Annotated in this window: 20 protein-coding genes; 7 read left to right on the plus strand and 13 right to left on the minus strand. The window is 71.4% G+C overall.

The window, feature by feature from the left end:
• Nucleotides 1-161 precede the first annotated feature (161 nt).
• Nucleotides 162-1,859: a DUF3352 domain-containing protein gene (locus Mam01_RS18820; RefSeq protein WP_204286596.1), complete on the plus strand. Its 1,698-nt coding sequence runs from the start codon at nt 162-164 to the stop codon at nt 1,857-1,859.
• A 69-nt stretch (nt 1,860-1,928) separates the two neighbouring features.
• On the opposite strand, the gene Mam01_RS18825 is transcribed toward Mam01_RS18820, so the two are convergent.
• The 5 genes from Mam01_RS18825 to clpS all read right to left on the minus strand — a co-directional run bounded on the left by Mam01_RS18825 (nt 1,929) and on the right by clpS (nt 4,712).
• On the minus strand, nt 1,929-2,876 hold the full coding sequence (locus Mam01_RS18825) for a PLP-dependent cysteine synthase family protein (RefSeq protein ID WP_204286597.1): 948 nt from the start codon (nt 2,874-2,876) through the stop codon (nt 1,929-1,931).
• A complete protein-coding gene (locus Mam01_RS18830; RefSeq protein WP_150939378.1) occupies nt 2,877-3,155 on the minus strand; it encodes a MoaD/ThiS family protein in 279 nt (92 codons plus the stop codon). It lies immediately after the preceding gene.
• Between the two features lie 318 nt (nt 3,156-3,473).
• Nucleotides 3,474-3,890: a M67 family metallopeptidase gene (locus tag Mam01_RS18835; protein ID WP_150939380.1), complete on the minus strand. Its 417-nt coding sequence runs from the start codon at nt 3,888-3,890 to the stop codon at nt 3,474-3,476.
• Between the two features lie 10 nt (nt 3,891-3,900).
• Nucleotides 3,901-4,425 (minus strand): DUF2017 domain-containing protein, encoded by a 525-nt coding sequence (locus Mam01_RS18840; protein ID WP_150939382.1) that lies wholly within the window; start codon nt 4,423-4,425, stop codon nt 3,901-3,903.
• Nucleotides 4,425-4,712 (minus strand): ATP-dependent Clp protease adapter ClpS, encoded by a 288-nt coding sequence (clpS, locus tag Mam01_RS18845; RefSeq protein ID WP_150939384.1) that lies wholly within the window; start codon nt 4,710-4,712, stop codon nt 4,425-4,427. Before clpS ends, Mam01_RS18840 begins: the two co-directional genes overlap by 1 nt.
• A 45-nt stretch (nt 4,713-4,757) precedes the next feature.
• Between clpS and Mam01_RS18850 the strand changes: the two genes are divergently transcribed.
• The 4 genes from Mam01_RS18850 to Mam01_RS18865 all read left to right on the plus strand — a co-directional run bounded on the left by Mam01_RS18850 (nt 4,758) and on the right by Mam01_RS18865 (nt 8,379).
• A complete protein-coding gene (locus Mam01_RS18850) occupies nt 4,758-6,035 on the plus strand; it encodes a nicotinate phosphoribosyltransferase (RefSeq protein WP_373868709.1) in 1,278 nt (425 codons plus the stop codon).
• 63 nt (nt 6,036-6,098) lie between these two features.
• Nucleotides 6,099-6,671: an isochorismatase family protein gene (locus Mam01_RS18855; protein ID WP_204286599.1), complete on the plus strand. Its 573-nt coding sequence runs from the start codon at nt 6,099-6,101 to the stop codon at nt 6,669-6,671.
• 159 nt (nt 6,672-6,830) lie between these two features.
• Complete coding sequence (locus tag Mam01_RS18860; protein WP_204286600.1) at nt 6,831-7,505, plus strand: hypothetical protein; 675 nt, start codon at nt 6,831-6,833, stop codon at nt 7,503-7,505.
• Between the two features lie 292 nt (nt 7,506-7,797).
• Nucleotides 7,798-8,379: a hypothetical protein gene (locus Mam01_RS18865; RefSeq protein ID WP_204286601.1), complete on the plus strand. Its 582-nt coding sequence runs from the start codon at nt 7,798-7,800 to the stop codon at nt 8,377-8,379.
• Nucleotides 8,380-8,436: 57 nt separating this feature from the next.
• Here the strand turns inward: Mam01_RS18865 and Mam01_RS18870 are convergent, their stop codons facing one another.
• The 6 genes from Mam01_RS18870 to Mam01_RS18895 form a co-directional block, all read right to left on the minus strand.
• Nucleotides 8,437-10,191, minus strand: a complete 1,755-nt coding sequence (locus Mam01_RS18870; protein ID WP_204286602.1) for a DEAD/DEAH box helicase — start codon at nt 10,189-10,191, stop codon at nt 8,437-8,439.
• A 314-nt stretch (nt 10,192-10,505) separates the two neighbouring features.
• The gene (locus tag Mam01_RS18875; protein WP_204286603.1) at nt 10,506-11,111 is read right to left on the minus strand and encodes a hypothetical protein; all 606 of its coding nucleotides are present in this window, start codon (nt 11,109-11,111) and stop codon (nt 10,506-10,508) included.
• Nucleotides 11,112-11,494: 383 nt separating this feature from the next.
• The gene (locus tag Mam01_RS18880; protein ID WP_204286604.1) at nt 11,495-12,397 is read right to left on the minus strand and encodes a hypothetical protein; all 903 of its coding nucleotides are present in this window, start codon (nt 12,395-12,397) and stop codon (nt 11,495-11,497) included.
• A 130-nt stretch (nt 12,398-12,527) separates the two neighbouring features.
• Nucleotides 12,528-13,505 carry a zinc metalloprotease gene (locus Mam01_RS18885; protein WP_204286605.1) on the minus strand — a complete coding sequence of 326 codons (978 nt, stop codon included), beginning with the start codon at nt 13,503-13,505 and terminating at the stop codon, nt 12,528-12,530.
• Nucleotides 13,506-13,786: 281 nt separating this feature from the next.
• Nucleotides 13,787-14,038 (minus strand): DUF3039 domain-containing protein, encoded by a 252-nt coding sequence (locus Mam01_RS18890; protein ID WP_373868705.1) that lies wholly within the window; start codon nt 14,036-14,038, stop codon nt 13,787-13,789.
• A gap of 117 nt (nt 14,039-14,155) precedes the next feature.
• On the minus strand, nt 14,156-15,718 hold the full coding sequence (locus Mam01_RS18895; protein WP_204286606.1) for a DHA2 family efflux MFS transporter permease subunit: 1,563 nt from the start codon (nt 15,716-15,718) through the stop codon (nt 14,156-14,158).
• 135 nt (nt 15,719-15,853) lie between these two features.
• Here Mam01_RS18895 and Mam01_RS18900 point away from each other — a divergent pair, with 135 nt between their 5' ends.
• A complete protein-coding gene (locus tag Mam01_RS18900) occupies nt 15,854-16,495 on the plus strand; it encodes a TetR family transcriptional regulator (RefSeq protein ID WP_204286607.1) in 642 nt (213 codons plus the stop codon).
• 22 nt (nt 16,496-16,517) lie between these two features.
• Here the strand turns inward: Mam01_RS18900 and Mam01_RS18905 are convergent, their stop codons facing one another.
• Nucleotides 16,518-17,495 carry a leucine-rich repeat domain-containing protein gene (locus Mam01_RS18905; RefSeq protein ID WP_239101423.1) on the minus strand — a complete coding sequence of 326 codons (978 nt, stop codon included), beginning with the start codon at nt 17,493-17,495 and terminating at the stop codon, nt 16,518-16,520.
• A gap of 235 nt (nt 17,496-17,730) precedes the next feature.
• Between Mam01_RS18905 and Mam01_RS18910 the strand changes: the two genes are divergently transcribed.
• Nucleotides 17,731-19,158: a cellulase family glycosylhydrolase gene (locus Mam01_RS18910; RefSeq protein WP_204286608.1), complete on the plus strand. Its 1,428-nt coding sequence runs from the start codon at nt 17,731-17,733 to the stop codon at nt 19,156-19,158.
• A 102-nt stretch (nt 19,159-19,260) separates the two neighbouring features.
• Here the strand turns inward: Mam01_RS18910 and Mam01_RS18915 are convergent, their stop codons facing one another.
• Nucleotides 19,261-19,836, minus strand: a complete 576-nt coding sequence (locus tag Mam01_RS18915) for a YqgE/AlgH family protein (protein WP_204286609.1) — start codon at nt 19,834-19,836, stop codon at nt 19,261-19,263.
• Nucleotides 19,837-19,851: the final 15 nt, after the last annotated feature.

Raw genomic sequence — 19,851 nt, forward strand, 5'->3', positions numbered from 1 at the left:
TCTGCTCGTTACTGTAGCGTGGCGCTCTTCGCCGTCGCGGGCGGGGATCACCCGAGACCCCGACATGGGCATCACGGTCAAGCGGGCTGCAAGCGCCCTTCTAGCGGGGGCTCCTAGCCTCCGGGCTACGACGCCTCCGGGCGTACGACCCGACGACGCTTGTGAGTGAGCCAATACCCGCCGACCGCTCCCCCCGGCAGCCGGATTCCCGGACTCCGCACCCGCGACACCCCGAACCGGCACCGGGTCCCTGGGGCCCGCGTGACGAGAGCGAACTCGACCGCACCATCTCCTACCGGTTCCCCCGTCCCCCGGGCCGGGAGGCGCACACCGTACGCCTGCCCGCGTGGGGCGAGCAGGAGGAGATCGGCTTCAGCACGGTGGCCGAACCGCCGCCGTCCGCGTCGGCGCCGGCTCCGGGGGGCCGGCGGGGGGCGCGCGGCTGGATCCTCGCGCTCGTCGCCGCCGTGCTCGTCGGGGTGGTCGGCGGAGGCGGCGTGTGGGCGGCTTCGAAGCTCAGCGGCGGCGGCACGCAGCCGCAGGACGTGCTGCCCGCGAGCGCGATCGCCTACGTCCGGCTCGACCTCGATCCCTCCGCCGACCAGAAGCTCGCGTTGTTCGGCATCGCCCGCAGGTTTTCCCCGACCCGGGACGCCTTCGCCGGCGACGACCCGCGCGAGGCGCTGGTCAACGCGCTGGGGAAGGACGGCACGGGCCTCGCGAAGGTCGACTACGCCAGGGACGTCGAGCCGTGGCTGGGCGACCGCGCCGGCCTCGCCGTGCTCCCCTCGGCGGACGGCGGCGACCCCGTCGGGGCGATCGCCGTACAGGTCAGGGACGAGGCGGCGGCCAGAGCGGGCATCGCCCGGCTGGGCCTGCGCGACGGGAAGGGCGGCCTCGCGTTCCGCGACGGCTACGCCGTCATCGCCCCGAGCCAGAAGCTGGCCGACCAGTACGTCACGGCGGCGCCGCTGTCCGGCGAGCCCCGCTTCGCCGACGACCTCCGGACGCTGGGTGAGCCGGGCGTGCTGTCGTTCTGGGCCGACGTGGAGAAGTCCGTCGAGGCCGCGTACCCCAGGCGGGACGGCGCGGAGCCGCTGTTCGACCGCGTGAAGGGCATGCGCTTCGCCGGCGCCCTCCGGTTCTCCGGCGACTACGCGGAACTGGCCGGGATCACCCGCGGTGGGAAGACGGCGCCGGGCCGTCCCGAGCCGGTGCGGATCGGCGAACTGCCCGCGACCACGGTCGCCGCGGCGTCGTTCTCCGGCCTGGGCGACCTGCTTCGCGAGCAGTGGCCCTCGATCGAGCAGGCGGCGAACGGCGCGGGCGGCGGGCCGTACGCGGAGACGCTCGACGCGGCGCGGCAGTACGGCCTGTCCCTGCCGGACGACCTCGTGACGCTGCTGGGCAGGAACCTCACGCTCGCCCTGGACGAGAAGGGCCTGGACGGCCCGCGGCCCGCCTTCGGCGCGGTGCTCACGACCGACGCCGGCAAGGCTCAGGACGTGGTGGACAGGATGAAGGCGTTCCTCGACGGCCTCGGCGGCGGGCAGGGGGCGGCGGACCTCGCCACCGCGAGCGGCGACGGCCGGTTCGTGCTCGCGACGACCCAGAAGTACGCCGCCACGCTCGGCGGCGGCGGCGCGCTCGCCGAGTCGGAGACGTTCCGCCTGGCCGTCCCGGACGCCGGAAACGCCACCTACGCGGTGTACGCCGACCTCGACCGGCTGGAGAAGCTGTATCTGAGCGGCGCCGGGGACGCCGAGCGGCGGGACCTGGAGAAGCTGCGGGCGGTCGGGCTGAGCGGCACCTCCGGCGAGGCCGGATCGAGCTTCACCCTCAGAGTCGTCTTCGGCTGAGCTCCCGGCCCTGAGCCCCCGGCCCGCACGGCCGCGCCGCGGACGGGTGGCGCGGCGGGCGGGCGGGAGTCAGGCCCAGAGCTGGCCTTCCAGGCGGTCTTCGGCCTCGTCGAGCGTGCCCTCGTAGGCGCCGGTGGACAGGTACTTCCACCCGCCATCGGCCACGATGAACACGATGTCGGCCCGCTCCCCCGCCTCCACGGCCTTGCGGGCCATGCCGAGGGCGGCGTGCAGGGCGCAGCCGGTCGAGATGCCGGCGAAGATGCCCTCCGACGCCAGCAGCTCACGGGTGCGCCGGAGCGCGTCGGCCGAGGTCACCGAGTAACGGGTGGTCAGCACGGACGCGTCGTACAGCTCGGGGACGAACCCCTCGTCCACGTTGCGCAGGCCGTAGACCAGCTCGCCGTACCGCGGCTCGGCGGCCACGATCCGCACGCCCGGCACGTGCTCGCGCAGGTAGCGCCCGACACCCATGAGCGTGCCGGTCGTGCCGAGCCCGGCGACGAAGTGGGTCACGCCCGGCAGGTCCGCGAGGATCTCCGGCCCGGTGGACTCGTAGTGGGAACGCCAGTTCGCCGGGTTGCCGTACTGGTAGAGCATCACCCAGTCGGGATGCTCGGCCGCGAGGCCCTTGGCCACCCGTACGGCCTCGTTGGAGCCGCCCGCGGCCGGCGAGGAGATGATCTCCGCGCCCCACATGCGCAGCAGCTGGCGGCGCTCCTCCGAGGTGTTCTCGGGCATGACGCAGATCAGCCGGTAGCCCTTGAGCCTCGCCGACATGGCCAGCGAGATGCCGGTGTTGCCGGAGGTCGGCTCCAGGATCGTGCAGCCCGGCGTGAGCAGGCCGTCCTTCTCGGCCTGCTCGATCATCCACAGCGCTGGCCTGTCCTTGACCGACCCGGTCGGGTTGCGGTCCTCCAGCTTCGCCCAGATCCGCACGTCGGCGGACGGCGAGAGCCGGGGCAGCCCCACCAGCGGGGTGTGCCCGACCGAGTCGATCAGCGAGTCGAAGCGCATCTAGCGCGCTCCGCCCGCGACGGCCGGGAGCACGGTCACCGTGTCGCCGTCGGCGACCGGGGTGCCGAGCCCGCCGAGGAAGCGCACGTCCTCGTCGTTGAGGTAGACGTTGACGAAGCGGCGCAGCCCCGAGTCGTCCACCAGCCGGTCCTTCAGGCCGGGGTGACGCGACTCCAGGTCGCCGAACAGCTCTTCGAGGGTCGATCCCTTGGCGTTGACCGCCTTGGCGCCATCGGTGTAGCTGCGGAGGATGGTAGGAATGCGGACCTCGATGGCCATCTCGGCTCAATCTCCTTGATCTGTGGTCGTCGTTGGGGTGGGCGTCCGTTTACTCACGTCCGCCCGCGTGCGTCCGTGCGGAGCGCGCGTCCGTTCATCTGGATGGAACATGGCCGGGCGGGCGGCGATTCCAGCCGGGTTCCGGCCGGGATCGACCGGGCGGCTGCAGGCGGCCGGGGCTCAGCGACAGTCGTAGACGACGACGGACGGCGTGTGGGCGAAGAGGAACGCCTGAACAGGAGATTCCGGGCGTACCCGGCGCATCAGGACAGCCGGTGACGACACAGGACGGGCGTCATCGTAGGGCATGGCTCAAGTTTAACCGTACGCCTCGACGATCTTTACGTCCTCCTCCGTAACGACGCCGTCATTGATCCGGAACGACCGGAACGGCGTCTCCTCCTCGGAGGCGGTCGAGACCAGTACGTAGTGGGCGTCGGGCTCGGAGGCGTACCCGATGTCCGTGCGGGAGGGGTACGCCTCGGTGGCGGTGTGGGAGTGGTAGATCACGACGGGCACCTCGTCCCTGTCGTCCATCTCCCGCCACACGCGGAACTGCTCCATCGAGTCGAAGCGGTAGAACGTCGGGGACCGCTCCGCGTTCTCCATGGGGACGAAGCGCTCGGGACGGTCCGACCCGGCGGGCCCGGCCACGATGCCGCACGCCTCGTCCGGGTGATCGGCCCGCGCATGGGCCACGATCTTGTCGACCAGCTCGCGTGAGATCGTCAGCATGCCGGAAAACCTACCAAAGCGCCCTGACGAGGGTGTCCTGCAGGTAGGTCAGCCAGTCGTAGGTCACGAACGCGGGATAGCGCGGGTCGTCCTCGGACATCGAGGCGATCTCCTCGTGGACCTCCTCGGTCACCTCCAGGCGCACGCCCAGCGCGAGGCGGACGTCGTTGAGCGCCCGCAGCCACGCCTGACCCTGCTCCGAGGTCAGCGTCAGCCGCCCCGGCGCCGCCGTCTCCAGCAGGGTGGTCGCGTCGGCCCGCTTGCCGTCGCGCAGCGTCGCCTCCGTGTACCGCCGGAACTCCCCCGCCGCCTCGTCGTCCTCGGCGTACGCGGAGGGGAACAGCCGCGCGAGCACGGGGTCGTCCGGCGGGGTGGCCGAGCCGATGCCGAGCGCGCGCTCCAGCGGGTCGTCCCCCGTGGCGCCCGGCTCCACCAGGCCCAGCACCTGCGACACCAGCGAGCGCAGGATCGACACCTCGCCCGCGTCGAGGTGGACCGAGACGCCGTCGCGCGCCGCCCTGAATCCCGCGCTCATCACTTGTCCTGCTGGACGGTCGCCCACAGGCCGTAGGAGTGGAGTATCTGCACGTCCCGCTCCATCTCCTCCCGGGTGCCGTTGGAAACGACGGCCCTGCCCTTGTGATGGACGTCCATCATCAGTTTCTCGGCCTTCTGCCGGGGATAGCCGAACACGGTCTGGAAGACGTACGTGACGTACGACATGAGGTTGACCGGGTCGTTCCACACGATCGTGAGCCACGGCAGATCGGGACGCACGTCCGACGACGGACGCTCGACCTCGGCTGGAGCTGTGCTACCCACGTAACCATCCTGCACCACGACCGTCGTAGTCTTCGACACGTGCGCATGACCACGGGCACGGCCCTGCTGACCGACCAGTACGAACTGACGATGCTCCAGGCCGCGCTGGCGGGCGGCGCGGCGCACCGGCGGGCGGTCTTCGAGGTGTTCGCGCGGCGGCTGCCCGGAGGACGGCGCTACGGCGTGGTGGCCGGCACCGGGCGGTTCCTCGACGCGCTGGAGGACTTCCGCTTCGACGAGCAGGACATCGAGTTCCTGTGCTCCGCCGGGATCGTGGACGGGCCGACGGGCGACTTCCTCGCGGGCTACCGCTTCTCCGGCAACGTGTACGGCTACCGCGAGGGCGAGGCGTTCTTCCCCGGCTCCCCGATCATGGTGGTGGAGGGGACCTTCGCCGAGGCCGTGCTGCTGGAGACGTTGATCCTGTCGATTCTCAACCACGACTGCGCGATCGCCGCCGCCGCGTCCCGCATGGCGCAGGCGGCCGGCGACCGGCCGCTGATCGAGATGGGCTCGCGCCGCACCCACGAGTACGCCGCGGTCGCCGCCGCCAGGGCCGCCTATCTGTGCGGCTTCGCCTCCACCTCCAACCTCATGGCCGGTCACCTGTACGGCGTGCCGACCGCGGGCACCGCCGCCCACGCGTTCACCCTGCTGCACGACTCGGAGGCGGAGGCCTTCCGGATCCAGCTCGAGTCGCTCGGGCTCGGCACCACCCTGCTCGTGGACACCTACGACGTGGAGACGGCCGTACGGACGGCGGTGGAGCTGGCCGGGCCGGACCTCGGCGCGGTCCGCATCGACTCCGGCGACCTCGCCGTGGTGGCGGTCGAGGTGCGCCGCCTGCTCGACGACCTGGGCGCGGACCGGACCCGGATCGTCGTCACCAGTGACCTGGACGAGTTCGCGATCGCCGCGCTGGCGGCCGCGCCCGTCGACGCGTACGGCGTCGGCACCGCCCTGTCCACGGGTTCGGGTCATCCGACGGCCAGCCTCGTCTACAAGCTGGTCGCCCGCGAGGACGGCTCGGGAGGCCTCCAGGCGGTCGCCAAGGCGTCGGTGGGCAAGCCGAGCATCGGCGGGCGCAAGTGGGCCTACCGCAGGACCGGCGGAGGCGCCGCCACCGCCGAGGTCCTCACCCGCGAGCCGGTGGAGTCCGACGACCGCCCGCTGCTGGCCGAACTCGTCCGGGACGGCAAGGTCGTGGGCCGCGAGAGCCTCCTGGCCGCCCGCGAGCGCCACCGGGCGACTTTGGCGGAGTTGCCACTCGAAGCCCGCAGCCTCTCCCCTGGAGACCCCGCAGTCCCTACTATCTTCAAGTGATCGCGGAGGACCGGCGCATGAGGACGACGCCGGTCCTCCGTGATCGCGCCGGAGGGTGATCGGATGAAGACCGCGCTCATCGTGGTGGACGTGCAGAACGACTTCTGCGAGGGCGGCAGCCTGCCGGTCGGCGGCGGCGCCGGGGTGGCCGCCGCGATCAGCCGCCACGTCGACGACCACGGGTACGACCACGTGGTGGCCACCCGCGACTACCACATCGACCCCGGGCCGCACTTCGCCGCCGAACCCGACTACGTCGACACCTGGCCGCCGCACTGCGTGGCCGGGACCGAAGGCGCCGGCTTCCACCCGGCCTTCGACACGGCGAAGGTCGAGGAGATCTTCAGCAAGGGCGCGCGGCAGGCGGCCTACAGCGGGTTCGAGGGCGCCACCGCCGACGGAGTCGGGCTGGCCGCGTGGTTGCGCGAGCGGGGGGTGGAGGCCGTCGACGTGGTCGGCATCGCCACCGACCACTGCGTCCGGGCCACCGCTCTCGACGCCGCGGCCGGCGGCTTCGCCGTACGGGTCCTGCTGGACCTGACCGCCGGGGTCGCCAGGGACACGACCGAGTCGGCGCTCGCCCGCCTGGCCGAGGCCGGCGTGGAACTCACCGGGGAGCCCGTCCTCCAGTCGTGATCCATCGGTCCTGATCCATCGGTCCTGATCCGCCTGTCCTGATCCGCCTGTCCTGATCCGCTGGTCCCGAGCCGCGCCGCGCCGGACGTCAATGCCCGTACCACGAACCGTCATGGGTGTATTACCTGGAGTGACGACCCTTCGTGGATTGGCGGCCCGATGATCGCGTTCTCGCTCGGCCTGTGCTGGCTCGTCCTCACCCCGGTCTCCGTCTGGCTGATCTTCGGCCGGGGCCACCGGGGTGCGCTTCGCGCCGCGGGCGCGCTGACCCTGGCGGCGTTGCAGACGGCCACGATCGCCCTGGGGTTCGCCCAGAGGCCCGGGGCCGTGCCCGCACAGACGGTCGCCGTACGGGACCCCGGCGCCGCCACACCCGGGCAGGACGAACCGGACGAGCCGAGCGGTCAGGGCGGGCGGAGCGGCCAGGAGACACCGGGCGGCCCGGCGGGCCCCGCCCCCTCGCCGGTGTCGCCACCGCCCGCGTTGAGCGGCGGGCCCGCCTGCGACCAGCGCGTCGCCACCCCCGACGCCGTACGGCTGTCGTTCCGCGGCCGGGCCCTCCACGGCCTCACCGTCTACTGGCCCGCCACCACGGGACAGTGCGACACCGCCACGGTGGCGGTGCACCAGGCCGGGCACCGTCTGCGCATCTGGGTGCAGGAGGGCGCGGAGGGCGAGAGCCAGGAGGGGACGCACCGCGTCCCGATCCGCGTGGAGGGCGGCGTCGCCTCTCTCAGCCTCCGGCTGAGTCCGGTCGCCCGGCACCATCACCGCTACGTCGCCATCGACGGCCACACTGGCGACCGAATTCCCCTTCGGTCGCCCATGTCGTAGTGAATGGCGATTCGCCGTTTCTCGACTTTCCGGTGCCGGTGGAAAAACACACGTGCCGCTCCCGCTTCCGGTGACCATTCATACACCGGTGAGGACAACCCTTATCCCGCGCGGGACGTCCCGCGAATTTCCTGAATCCTCACCCTCCCATGACGGTTCGAACCTGATAGCAATGTCCTCCGCGCACCCCGCCTTCGCAGCGCGCCCCCGGTTGCGCTGCCCTACAGTTGGAGGACGCCCCATGGCCATGCTCACCCTCAGACAACGCGTCAATCGCTTGGAGAACGACTTCATGGAACTCAGCGTTTATTGCCGCAAGCAGGCGGCGGAGCACGCGTACGACGCGACGCAGATGGCTTGGGACAAAATCGATGAGATGAGCGACCGCCTGCTCCGGGTCGAGCAGGTCTCCGAGGAGACGAGGACGGACGTCGGCATCCTCAAGCGGCAGATGGGCGTCGTGACCATCCGGCTCGACCGCATCGACGGCGAGATCAGCCGCCTGGACGGCAACATCAAGGCTCTCAACATCCGGGTCGACCACCTCACCGACCGCGTCGACAGCCTCCACGACCGGGTCGACGGCCTCACCAAACGGGTCGACGGACTCAGCGACCGAGTCGACGGGCTGACCGACCGCGTCGACGCCCTCAACGACCGAGTCGACCACCTCACCAAACGGGTCGACGGACTCAGCGACCGAGTCGACCACCTCACCCAGCGCGTCGACAGCCTCCATGACCGGATGGACAAGATGGCGGAGTCCAACGCGACGATGTTCGAGGCCGTTCTCCAACGGCTGGACGACCTGTCCGCCCAGGTCCGCGTGAACCAGCACGCCTCGCGAAGCGGGGCTCCGCGCGGCGGAGAGTGACGGCGTCCCTCGGTTCGCCGCCCTGCTAGGGGCGGCGAACCGAGGGCCGAGGTGGGGTCACCTGCGCTGGGTGGCCCATTTGCGGATCATCGCGATTCGCTCACGCACCTGCTCGGCGGTGGCCTGGGCGATCGCGGGGCCGCCGCAGGCTCGGCGTAGCTCCGCGTGGATGACGCCGTGCGGCTGGCCGGTGCGGTGGTTCCACGCCCCGACGAGGCCGTTGAGCTCCTTGCGGAGCTCCGCGAGCTGCTCGTGCGGCGCGAGGGCCGGCGCCTGGTCCTCGCTCTTGCGGGTCTTGCGCATCGCCGCCTGCTGGTCGGCCTGACGCTTGCGCAGCAGGGACGCCACCTGGTCGGGCTCCAGCAGGCCGGGAAGGCCGATGAAGTCCTCCTCCTCCGGTGAGCCGGGGGCGGCGGCGGTGCCGAACTCGCCGCCGTCGAACAGCACCCGGTCGAAGGTCGCGGACGCCTCCAGCGTCTGGAAGGGCAGCTCGTCGCCGAGCGCGTCGGGCTGCTTCTTCTCCTGCTGCGCCTGCTCCAGCAGCATGTCGTCGAGGCCGTCCTCATCGCGGCGGCGGCCCAGCACGTGGTCGCGCTCGGTCTCCATCTCCCCCGCCAGGCCCATCAGGACGGGCACCGACGGCAGGAACACCGAGGCCGTCTCGCCGCGCTTGCGGGCGCGGACGAAACGCCCGACGGCCTGGGCGAAGAACAGCGGGGTGGAGGTGCTCGTGGCGTACACGCCGACGCAGAGCCGGGGGATGTCGACGCCTTCGGAGACCATCCGGACCGCGACCAGCCAGCGCCGCTCGGAGGTGGCGAAGTCCTTGATCTTCTTGGACGCGCCGGGGTCGTCGGACAGGACGATCTCCGCGCCCTCGCCGGCCACGGCGCGGATGTGCCGGGCGTACGCGCGGGCGGACTCGTGGTCGGAGGCGATGACCAGGCCGCCGGCGTCGGGGACGCCGCGCCGGACCTCGGTGAGCCGGCGGTCGGCGGCGTGGATGACCTGGCGGATCCAGTCGCCCTTCGGGTCGAGCGCGGCGCGCCACGCCTGGGAGAGCTGGTCCTTGGTCAGCGGCGTGCCGAGCGTGGCGGCGATCTCGTCCCCGGCCCGCGTGCGCCACTTCATCTCCCCCGAGTAGGCGAGGAAGATGACCGGCCGGACGACGCCGTCGCCCAGGGCCGGGCCGTACCCGTAGGAGTAGTCGGCGACGCTGCGCAGGGCGCCCTCGCCGTCCTCGACATAGGTGACGAACGGGATCGGGCTCTCGTCGGACCGGAACGGCGTGCCGGTCAGCGCCAGCCGCCGGGTCGCCGGCTCGAACGCCTCGCGGACACCGTCGCCCCACGACTTGGCGTCACCGGCGTGGTGGATCTCGTCGAAGATCACCAGGGTCTTGCGCGCCTCGGTGCGGGCGCGGTGCAGCGCCGGGTGCATCGCGATCTGGGCGTAGGTGACCGCGACGCCGGTGTAGTCGCGGGAGGTGGCGCCCTGGCTGTTCTTGAACTCGGGATCGATGCCGATCCCGACCCGCGCCGCCGCGTCGGCCCACTGCCGCTTGAGGTGCTCGGTCGGCGTGACGATCGTCAGTGCGCGCACGACGCCGCGGCTGAGCAGTTCGCTGGCGATCCGCAGCGCGTACGTCGTCTTGCCGGCGCCGGGGGTGGCGACCGTCAGGAAGTCTCTCGGCTCGTGCCGGACGTAGAGGTCGAAGGCCTCCTGCTGCCAGGCACGCAGCTTGGGGGCGGTGCCCCAGGCGGCTCTGTCGGGGTAGGACGGGGAGAGGTGGGACGCGGCCGAAACGCTCAACGACGCCTCCCCGAACTCATCGGAACACTGGTGTCTCTATCGGTTCGCTCCCTCACAGTGCCATCAGAGTAGCCCGCCACACCGACAGAACGCGCCGACCACACGCATGGTGGTCCGAAATCGCATGGTGTGGGAATCGCCACAGCCACCGATCGGGACGCCACCGGACCTGGCCCGATCCGCACCGGCCGACGCCGCGGAACGCGGGGTCACGGCCCAGGTCAGGACGACGGAGACACGAAGGGCGGGTGGCTCGCGGAGTTTCATGCCTCCGCGGGCCACCCGCCCTGTCGTCTAGCCGGCTTCGCCCGTCGTCACAGACGCGTCGGCGTGGTGCAGTCCGCGGCGGTCAGCGGCAGCGTCGAGGCGCCGCTCGTGGTCGAGACGCTGCAGTCGGAGGCGAAGATGCTGCCGTCGGCCTTCCGCACGGTGACCCTGAGCCGCCCCACGGGAATGCCGCTGGTGGTGAGGCTGGTCAGAACGCCGCCGGTGCCCGACAGAGCGCTGCTCGGCGCCGGCGACAGGGTCACGTCGTACAGGAAGCCCGGGGAGAACACAGAGGTGAGGTCCGCCCAGGCCGTGCCGTCGTTGACGAACACGTGGCCCCTGCGCGCCGACCCGGTGAAGGTCTGCGAGGTGAGCGGCGTCACGCTCGTGGTGGTGCCCACCGCCGGCAGCACGCTGAAGGTTGTGATGATGTTCGCCGAGTCGAGGCGCGGAAGGGGAATGAAGCTCTTCTCCCCGCCCTGCGGACTCGTCGCCTCTTGCGTGACCGGGGTGGTCTTCGTCGAGGTGGCGCTCGCCGCGATCGAGCCCGACAGCCCCACGGTCGCGCAGGTCACCGCCACCGCGGCGGACCAGGTCAGCAGGCGACCGGCGCCACGCGAACCAGAGGCAGAGCTGCTCCTACGAGAAATCAATTTGATTTCCCCCCATGGTGAGAATTGGTCTTTCCGGGTCACCGCGTTTTTCGTGCGATGCGACCTCGAAGATACCCGTCCGGAGAAACGCGGGCAGCGAGCCACTTATCGGATACCGGCAAACAGATGTTACGCCTATCTCAAAGCCGTTCCGGCGATTGCCGCGATTCCCCGCATCACCCGACGGAACCGCCGACCGAGCACTCGGCCATTCATATACCGATGCGTCCGGGCATAGAGGAAAGAGCACTCGACCGTTATGACGCCCCGTTTTCCACTTGAGCCGCTATATCGGGCAGAACGCCGTCAAGAAGCCATTTTCCTGGCATGCCATGTGCCGGTTCCGCCGTACGGAGAAGGCCTGGCGGAACGTGCCACGGCCGTCAGCGGGCGCCCCACATGAGGCCCTCGATCTCGGCGCGCGACCGCGGCTGGTCGGGATGCGCGAGCCCGAGCAGGACGGTGCTGCCGCCGTCGGACCGGGTCAGCAGGGTCACCCGCATGAAGGCGGGCTCGTTCACGACGTCGCTGTACTCGGCCCGTACGGCCCGCGTGTGGCCCGGCCGCCCGCCGACGGTCACCGCGCGGTCGTCGAGCACCTCGACCTTGTCGCCGTGCAGCAGCAGGCGGGCGTAGAGATCGCTCAGGTCGATGACCTCCGAGCGGAGGCCGGGCGGATCGACCGGGTCTCCCGGCCGTGCCATGACCGTGGCGCTGTCCCCGCGCGCGGCGACGGTGGTGAAGCCGCTCACCGGGGCGACCACCCCCTCCCGCCACTCGGGCGGGAGGGTGTAGGCGACTCCGGCCACCTGGTCGTGGATCACGGTGGGCGGCACGCGCTCGGCCCGGTTCAGGACCGTGACCACCACCGCGCCGATGACCGCCGCCGAGCACACCAACGCGAGGCCGCCCACCAGGAGCCGCCACAGCCACCGGGGCATGCGCCGGGGAGGTGCGGCGGGCGCGCCGTACCGGCGGGCGGCGGGCGGAAGCTCGTCCTCCTCTTCCTCGGCGGGCGACGTCAGCGGCCACACCGAGGGCTCGGCCGTCGCCCGTCCGGGGACCGGCGCGCCGTACGGGGCCGTGCGGTCGCGCCCTCCGGCGCCGCGCGCCGTGCGATGCCGGCCGGAGGCGCTCCCGGCGTCCTCCGCACCCGTGTCCCCGCCCGTTCCCGGCATGCCGTACGGACGCGTGAGGCCCCTGCCGGTGGTCTCACGGCCCGCCTCGCCCGGTCCCGGGGGCTGTTCGGCGGGCGGCCAGACCCGGCGGGTCCACTCGTCATCCACATAGCCTCCCGGGCGACCTGGCCGGGCGTGCGTGGGACGGAACCGGCGAGTGACGAAGCGATCAGGGCCACCCGCGGAGCCCTGTGACCATGAACGCTGCTGTGGAGTTACTCACACACGCGCCGCCGCGTCAACGCTTCCCAGCGGATTCGTCATCGGACCGCTCGGCGAGAGCGCCCGGCGTCGCCTCCGGGTCGGCGCCCTGCGGAGCCGGGCGGCGGTAGACGTCCCACATCTGCCGGATCCGTACGGCCTGGCCCGGCGTGAACTCGCGCATGCACCGGTCCTGGGAGTAGTCCATGAAGTTGTGCATCGGGTCGTCCCCCGGCGCGGGACAGGTGTCCTTCCGCGGCGGGCAGCCGTTGGTCGGGCGGGCCTCGGCGGGGGTGTCGTCCACCGCGTCGCCCGTGGAGGCGCAGCCGTTCTCGAAGGTGTGCAGCAGGCCGAGCCAGTGGCCGATCTCGTGGACGGCGGTGAAGCCCCTGGCGAAGTCGCGCAGCGGGCCACCGGGCACGCTCCGCCAGTCGATGACGACCCCGTCGAGGCCGGGGTCGTCCTTGTACCAGTAGGGATAGGTCGAGTATCCGAGCACGAGCCGGCTCATCTGGGCGATGAACAGGTTGAGCGTCTCGGGTCCGCCGGTCCGCAGTTTCTCCTTCAGCGGCTCCTCGAATCCCAGCGGGTCGCGGAACCAGGCGCGGTTGTCGGTGTGGGTGACGCCCTTGAGCTCGAACCTGACCCCGGTGTCGGCGCCGCCGTACCCGCCGGAGTAGGCGGTGTTGAGCACGGCGATCTGCCTGGCCACGGCGGCGTCGGGCAGGCCGAGCGCGCCGTCCCTGACGATGTGCACCCACACCGGCACGGTGATCCGTTCGACGGCGCCCGGGTCGCGCCGGGCCGGGCCCGCGCCGCCGCTCCCCTCCGCCGCCTGGAGCCTGCGGCCGAGATCGGCCGACATGCGGGCGACCTCGTCCGGCCCGGGGTCGCGCGGCTCCAGCGCGTGCGTGAGCCCCTGGGGAAGCGCGGCCCCCGAGCCCCGGCGCGGGGCGACGCCGGGCCGGGCCGGGCAGTCACCCGGCCGGGCGACGGACATCCGGGCAGCCGTCACGCGTGCGGTCGACACACGGGCCGCCGACACACGGGCAGCGGACGGCCCGCGCGTCGAGGTCGCGGCATGGCGGTCCGGCGGGAGGCCCGTGACCGGCCCGCGCGTCCCCCCGTGGCGGGGCGGCGGAGAGGCGGCGGACGCCGGGACGGCGAGGACGCCGCCCAGCGCGTAAAGGCATGCGAGGACGACGGCGATCGGTCGCCGAACCATTCTTTCCCCCGATACGGCTGGTCAGAAGGCTGACGTTAGCCGTCGGGGGAATGGTCATCCCGTACCGACACTCACTCGGCCGGCGGCTCGCCCTTCGGCAACCCTTCGTAGATCTCCTTGCACTCCGGGCAGACCGGATACTTCTTCGGGTCGCGGCTGGGCACCCAGACCTTGCCGCACAGGGCCCGCACCGGCGCACCGGTCACGTAGCTCTCAGTGATCTTGTTCTTGTCGGCGAAGTGCGAGAAGCGCTCGTGGTCACCGTCGCCGTGCGAGAGCCGGGGTGTTACGTCGCTCTCGGGAAGAATCTTCGTGCCGCTCACGAGCACCAAGTCTATTGCAGCGGGCGCGCTCCCCCCGGCCCGCGAACCGGTCGCCCGGACACGCGTACGGCCCCCGCGTGGTGGCGGGGGCCGTACGAGGAACGGATGGCCGGGCCGTCAGCCCAGGTGGACCGGGGCGCCCTCGGTCTTGCGGCCGGCCCGGACGAACAGGGCCAAGCCCGCGGCGAGCACGGCGACCGCCGTGCTCACGAGGAAGCCGAGGTTCAGTCCGTCCATGAAGGACAGGTGCGAGGCGTCCGCCAGCACCTTCGCGATGGGGCCGGTCCCCGGCGGGGCGGCGCCGACCGACGCGGCGGCCTCCAGCAGGCCCATCTGCTCAGGCGGTACGGCCGCCGCGGCCGGGCCGAGGTGGCCGGGCAGCACGTCGGCCACCCGGGCGGACACGATCGCGCCCAGGATGGCGGTGCCGAGCGCGCCGCCGACCTGCATGGCGGAGTTCTGCACACCGCCGGCGACGCCGCTCAGCTCCTCCGGCGCGTTGCCGACGATGATCTCGGTGGCGCCGACGAACACCGGCGACAGGCCGAACGCGAGCAGCACGAACGGGATCGCGGTGTCGGCGAAGGCGGCGTCCACGGTGAGCCGCGACATGAGGAACATCGCGACCGCGCTGATCACCATGCCGCCCGCGATGGTGATCCTGGGCCCGAGCTTGCCGATGAGGACGCCCGCGATGGGCGAGGCGACGATCATGCCGGCGCTCATGGGCAGCATGCGCAGACCGGAGTCGAGCGGCGTGAGCCCGTGCACGCCCTGGAAGAAGAACGTCAGGAAGAACATCGCGCCGAACATCGAGAACGCCATCAGGATCATCAGCACGGTGCCGATCGAGACCGACGCGTTGCGGAACAGGCTGAGCGGCAGCAGCGGCTCGCGAGCCCTGGACTGCCAGAACACGAACAGCGCTCCGATCAGCACGGCGGCGGCGAGGAAGGCGACGGTGCGGACGTCGCCCCAGCCCCACGTGGGCGCCTTGATGATGGCCCACACCAGGTCGAACATCGCGAACGACAGCAACAGCACGCCGAGCCAGTCGACCCTGGACAGCGCCTGCGCCCTGCTCTCCCTCAGCGCCCACAGGCCGAACGCCAGCGCGGCCGCGCCGACCGGCACGTTGACGAAGAACACCGACTGCCAGCTCACGTTCTCCACCAGGAGGCCGCCGATGATCGGGCCGCCCGCGCTCGACAGGCCGATGATCGCGCCCCACGCGCCCATGGCCATGTTCAGCCTCTCGGCGGGGAACGCCGACCTGAGCAACGCGAGCGCGGCGGGCTGGAGCAGCGCGCCGAACAGTCCCTGCAGCACCCGCAGCGCGATCAGCATGCCCACCGAGGACGACAGGCCGATCGCCAGCGAGGTCAGCGCGAAGCCGGCCACGCCGACCAGGAAGACCCGCTTGTGCCCGAAGAGGTCGCCGAGCTTGCCCGCCGTGATCAGGAAGACCGCGAGGGCGAGCAGATAACCGCTGGTCACCCATTGCAGGTCCGACAGCGTCGCCTTGAGCTCCACCTGGATCACCGGGTTGGCGATGGCCACGACCGTGCCGTCCAGCATGACCATGATCACGCCGAGCGAGACGGCGAGCAGCGTGAGCCACGGACGTCCCTGGCCCCGTCCTGGAGGCGCGTCCGCGTCCACCGATACGGCTTGTGTCATCGAGGTTCCCCCTTAGCACCACTGAGCAGACCCCTAGCAATTTAATGTCAGTCGATGACAGATGACAAATCCTTTTATCCGACATACGGTGACATCTGAGGGTTGCTACCGGCAGTTTTCGAAGGAGGTGACACCGTGGGGCTCCGCGAGCGCAAGAAGCAACGCACCCGGGACGCTCTGGTCGACGCGGCTCTCGACCTCTTCCTCACCAGGGGGTACGAGGCGACCACGGTCGAGCAGATCGCCGCCGAGGTGGACGTGTCGGCGAGGACGTTCTTCCGCTACTTCGCCTCGAAGGAGGACGTGGCGCTCTCGCTGACCGCCGAGGAACAGGACATGTTCCTCGCCGAACTGGTCACCCGCCCGAAGTCGGAGCCGCCGTTCACGGCACTGAGTCAGTCGATGCGGGCCATGCTGGGCATCCTACGGGAGCTCGACGAGGCCGGGACGAGCAGGATCCTCAAGGCTCGCCGCCTCATCCACTCCACTCCGTCCCTGCTCGCCGGGGGCATGCGGCTGGTGCGGGAGAACGAGCGCAGGCTCGTCGCCGAGGTGGCCCGGAGGATGGGAGTCCCGCCCGACGACCTCCAGCCGCAGTTCGTCGTGTCGCTGTTCGTCGGCATCGGCCTGCTCTGCCTCAACGGACCGACCGAGGATCTGGGCGACATGGCACGGCGGTACGAGGACCTGCTCACGCTCGCCGAGCGCTCCCTCCAGCCCGGCTGGGACCTGCCCGTACGCCCCGGGACGGCCGGGGCCGTCCCCCCGGCGCGCTGAGCGCCCCTCACAGGGGGACAACTCACAGGAGGACGACGCGGCCGCGCTCGCGCAGCGACTCCACGCAGGGGGGTACCTCACCGAGCTTGACCCAGCGCAGGTCGAGCTTCTCCAGCAGGGGCAGCTCCGCCAGCCCGGCGGGCAGCGCGGTGAGGCGGGTCGCCCGCAGGTCGAGGTGGGTCAGCCGCGTCAGCCGTACGACGGACTCGGGCAGCCGTTCCAGCGGGTTGCCCCGCAGGTCCAGGTGGCGCAGCCCGCGCAGCCCCCCGATCGACTCGGGCAGCACGGTGAGGCGGTTGTTCCTGAGGTGCAGCTCGCGCAGCCCGGCCAGGCGGCCGATCGTCTCCGGCAGCTCGGTGAGCCGGTTGTCCTGCACGCGCAACTCGTGCAGGGCCGCCATGCCGCCGATCGACGCGGGCAGCGCCGTAAGCCGGTTCTCGGCGACGCTGAGATAACCGAGGCGGTCGAGCCGTCCGAGCGAGGCGGGCACCGTCGTGAGCCCGTTGTCGCCCAGGTAGAGGTAGTCGGTCAGACCGGGGAGATCCCCGATCTCCGCCGGCACCTCCCGGAGCCGGTTGTGCGCCAGGTCGAGCATGCGCAACGCGCCCATACGGGCCAGGCCGGGAGGCAGATCGGTGATCTCGTTCTCGGCGAGGACGAGCGTCCGCAGCCGGCTCAGCCGCCACAGCGCGGCGGGCACCGAGGTCAGCGCGTTGCGTCCGAGGCCGAGGTGTTCGAGGGCGGTCAGCTCTCCCAGCTCCGGCGGGACGGCCGTGAGCCGGTTGCCGTAGAGCGACAGGACGCGCAGGCGTTCCAGCCGCGCGACCCATCCGGGCAGCGACGTGAGCGCGTTCCCGTCGAGGTCGATGTGCTCGATCGTCTCCGCGCCCCGGACGGCGGCGGGAAGCGACGACAGCCCGGCGTCCGGCGCCACCAGGGCGACCGGGACGTCGCCGGCGACTCTCACGGCGTCCTCGGGGAGCCGGCTGGGTTCGGGCACGCGCCGACCCTATCGGCGCGAGGGCCGGTGAACGTTTCATCGGGTCGCGGAGGCCCAGGTGAGGGGTGGCGGGGAACGATCGCGCTGGTCCGGTGGCCCATCCTGCCGAACCGGTTCAGTTGAGGCGGATCCGCGCGGCGGCCCCGCCGGTCCGTCTCCTGTACGGTGCCGGGCCGCGCCGCCTATGGTGCCGGAGGCGCTCCCAACGGCGTCGCTCCCCCACCCGAGGTACAGAATGAAAACACGTCTCATCGCCGTGGGCGCGGCACTGCTCGCCCTCCTGCTGTCGGTGGTCGCGATGAACCAGACCGCGCAGGCCGCGACCGGCCTCCACGTCAGCGGCACGAAGATCGTCGAAGCCAACGGGAACAACTTCGTGATGCGCGGCACCAGCCACGCGCACACCTGGTACGCGAGCCAGACGAGCTCGTTCGCGAACATCAAGTCGCTGGGCGCGAACACCGTGCGCGTCGTGCTGAGCGGCGGCCGCTGGACGGCCAACACGGCGAGCGACGTCGCCAACGTCATCTCGCTGTGCAAGCAGAACCGGTTAATCTGCGTGCTGGAGAACCACGACACCACCGGGTACGCCGAGCAGGGCGGGGCGTACACGCTCGACCAGGCCGTCGACTACTGGGTCGGCCTGAAGAGCGTGCTGACCGGCCAGGAGAACTACGTCGTCATCAACATCGGCAACGAGCCGTACGGCAACAACAACCCGTCCGCCTGGACCACCGCGACCAAGAACGCGATCGTCCGGATGCGCGCCGCCGGCTTCCAGCACATGCTCATGGTGGACGCGCCGAACTGGGGCCAGGACTGGCAGTTCGTCATGCGTGACAACGCCGCCTCGGTCTTCGCGAGCGACACCCAGAAGAACACCGTCTTCTCGATCCACATGTACGGCGTCTTCGACACCGCGGCCGAGATCACGAGCTACCTGCAGGCGTTCCAGACCGCGGGCCTTCCGCTGGTCATCGGCGAGTTCGGCAACATGCACTCCGACGGCGACCCGGACGAGGACACGATCATGTCCCAGGCCCAGTCGCGGGGCGTCGGCTACCTCGGCTGGTCGTGGAGCGGCAACGGCGGCGGCGTCGAGTACCTGGACCAGGTCACGAACTTCAACGTCAACCAGCTCACCTCGTGGGGCCAGCGGCTGTTCAACGGCGCGAACGGCATCAAGCCGACCGCCAAGGAGGCCACGATCTACAGCGGCCAGCCGCCGGTGAGCCCGTCGGCCAGCCCGTCCGGCTCGCCCAGCACGTCGCCCAGCGCGTCTCCGAGCCCGCCCCGCAGCCCGTCCGCGTCCCCGAGTGCGTCTCCCAGCGCGTCTCCGAGCGCGTCGCCCAGCGGCAACGGCCGGGGCTGCTCGGCGACCTACCAGGTCACGAACCAGTGGGGCGGCGGCTTCCAGGCCGAGGTCACCGTCAAGGCCGGTTCCGGCGCGATCTCGGGCTGGACCGTCACCTGGACGTACGCCAACGGCCAGACGGTCACCCAGGCGTGGAACGCCACGCTGACGTCGAGCGGCTCGTCGGTCACGGCGAAGAACGTGAGCTACAACGGCGGCCTCGGCGCCGGAGCGTCCACGTCGTTCGGCTTCCTCGGCTCCTGGAACGGCGCCAACCCGGTGCCCGCGGTGAGCTGCACCGCGAGCTGAGACACCGCGATCCCCAATACACGGCCGGGCGCGCGCACCGCGCCCGGCCCTCGGCCGTACAGGCCGTACGGGTCGTGCGGGTCGTGAGGAAAGGCCGGTGATTCAGTTGAGCGTCGGGTCGTCCGGGAACGTGGCGACCAGGGCGAGATCGCCCTTCTGCCGGCGCAGCACGGTGCGCCACAACGCGGAGGGGTCGGGATCGAAGGTGTCCCCCTGCTCCGAGTCGACGACGTACCAGGCGCCCTCCTTCAGCTCGTTCTCCAGTTGCCCCGCCGTCCAGCCCGCGTAGCCCGCGAAGATCCGCATCTGGGAGATCTCCCCCGCCAGGATCTCCGGGGGCGCGTCGAGGTCGACCGTGCCGAGGCGCGACACCGCGGCCCTGCCCTGCAGCCGGCGCCAGCCCAGCGGCTCCTCCCCGCTCAGCACGACGGCGAGCGCGAGCGCGCTGTCCGTCTGCACCGGACCTCCCTCGAACAGCACCGGAGGACCGGTGACCAGAGGGTCCCACGAGGGCAGGACCTGGGTCACCGCGATCTCGCTGGGCCGGTTGAGCACCACGCCCAGGGTGCCGCCGTCCTCGTCGTGCTCCAGGACGAGCACGACGCTACGCCGGAAGTTGGGGTCGTCGAGCAGTGGCGTCGCCACAAGCAAACCGCCGACGTAGATCGCCTCCGCCATACATCCCATCATGAG

It is taken from the genome of Microbispora amethystogenes (genome assembly GCF_016863015.1).
Classification (GTDB): Bacteria; Actinomycetota; Actinomycetes; order Streptosporangiales; family Streptosporangiaceae; genus Microbispora; species Microbispora amethystogenes.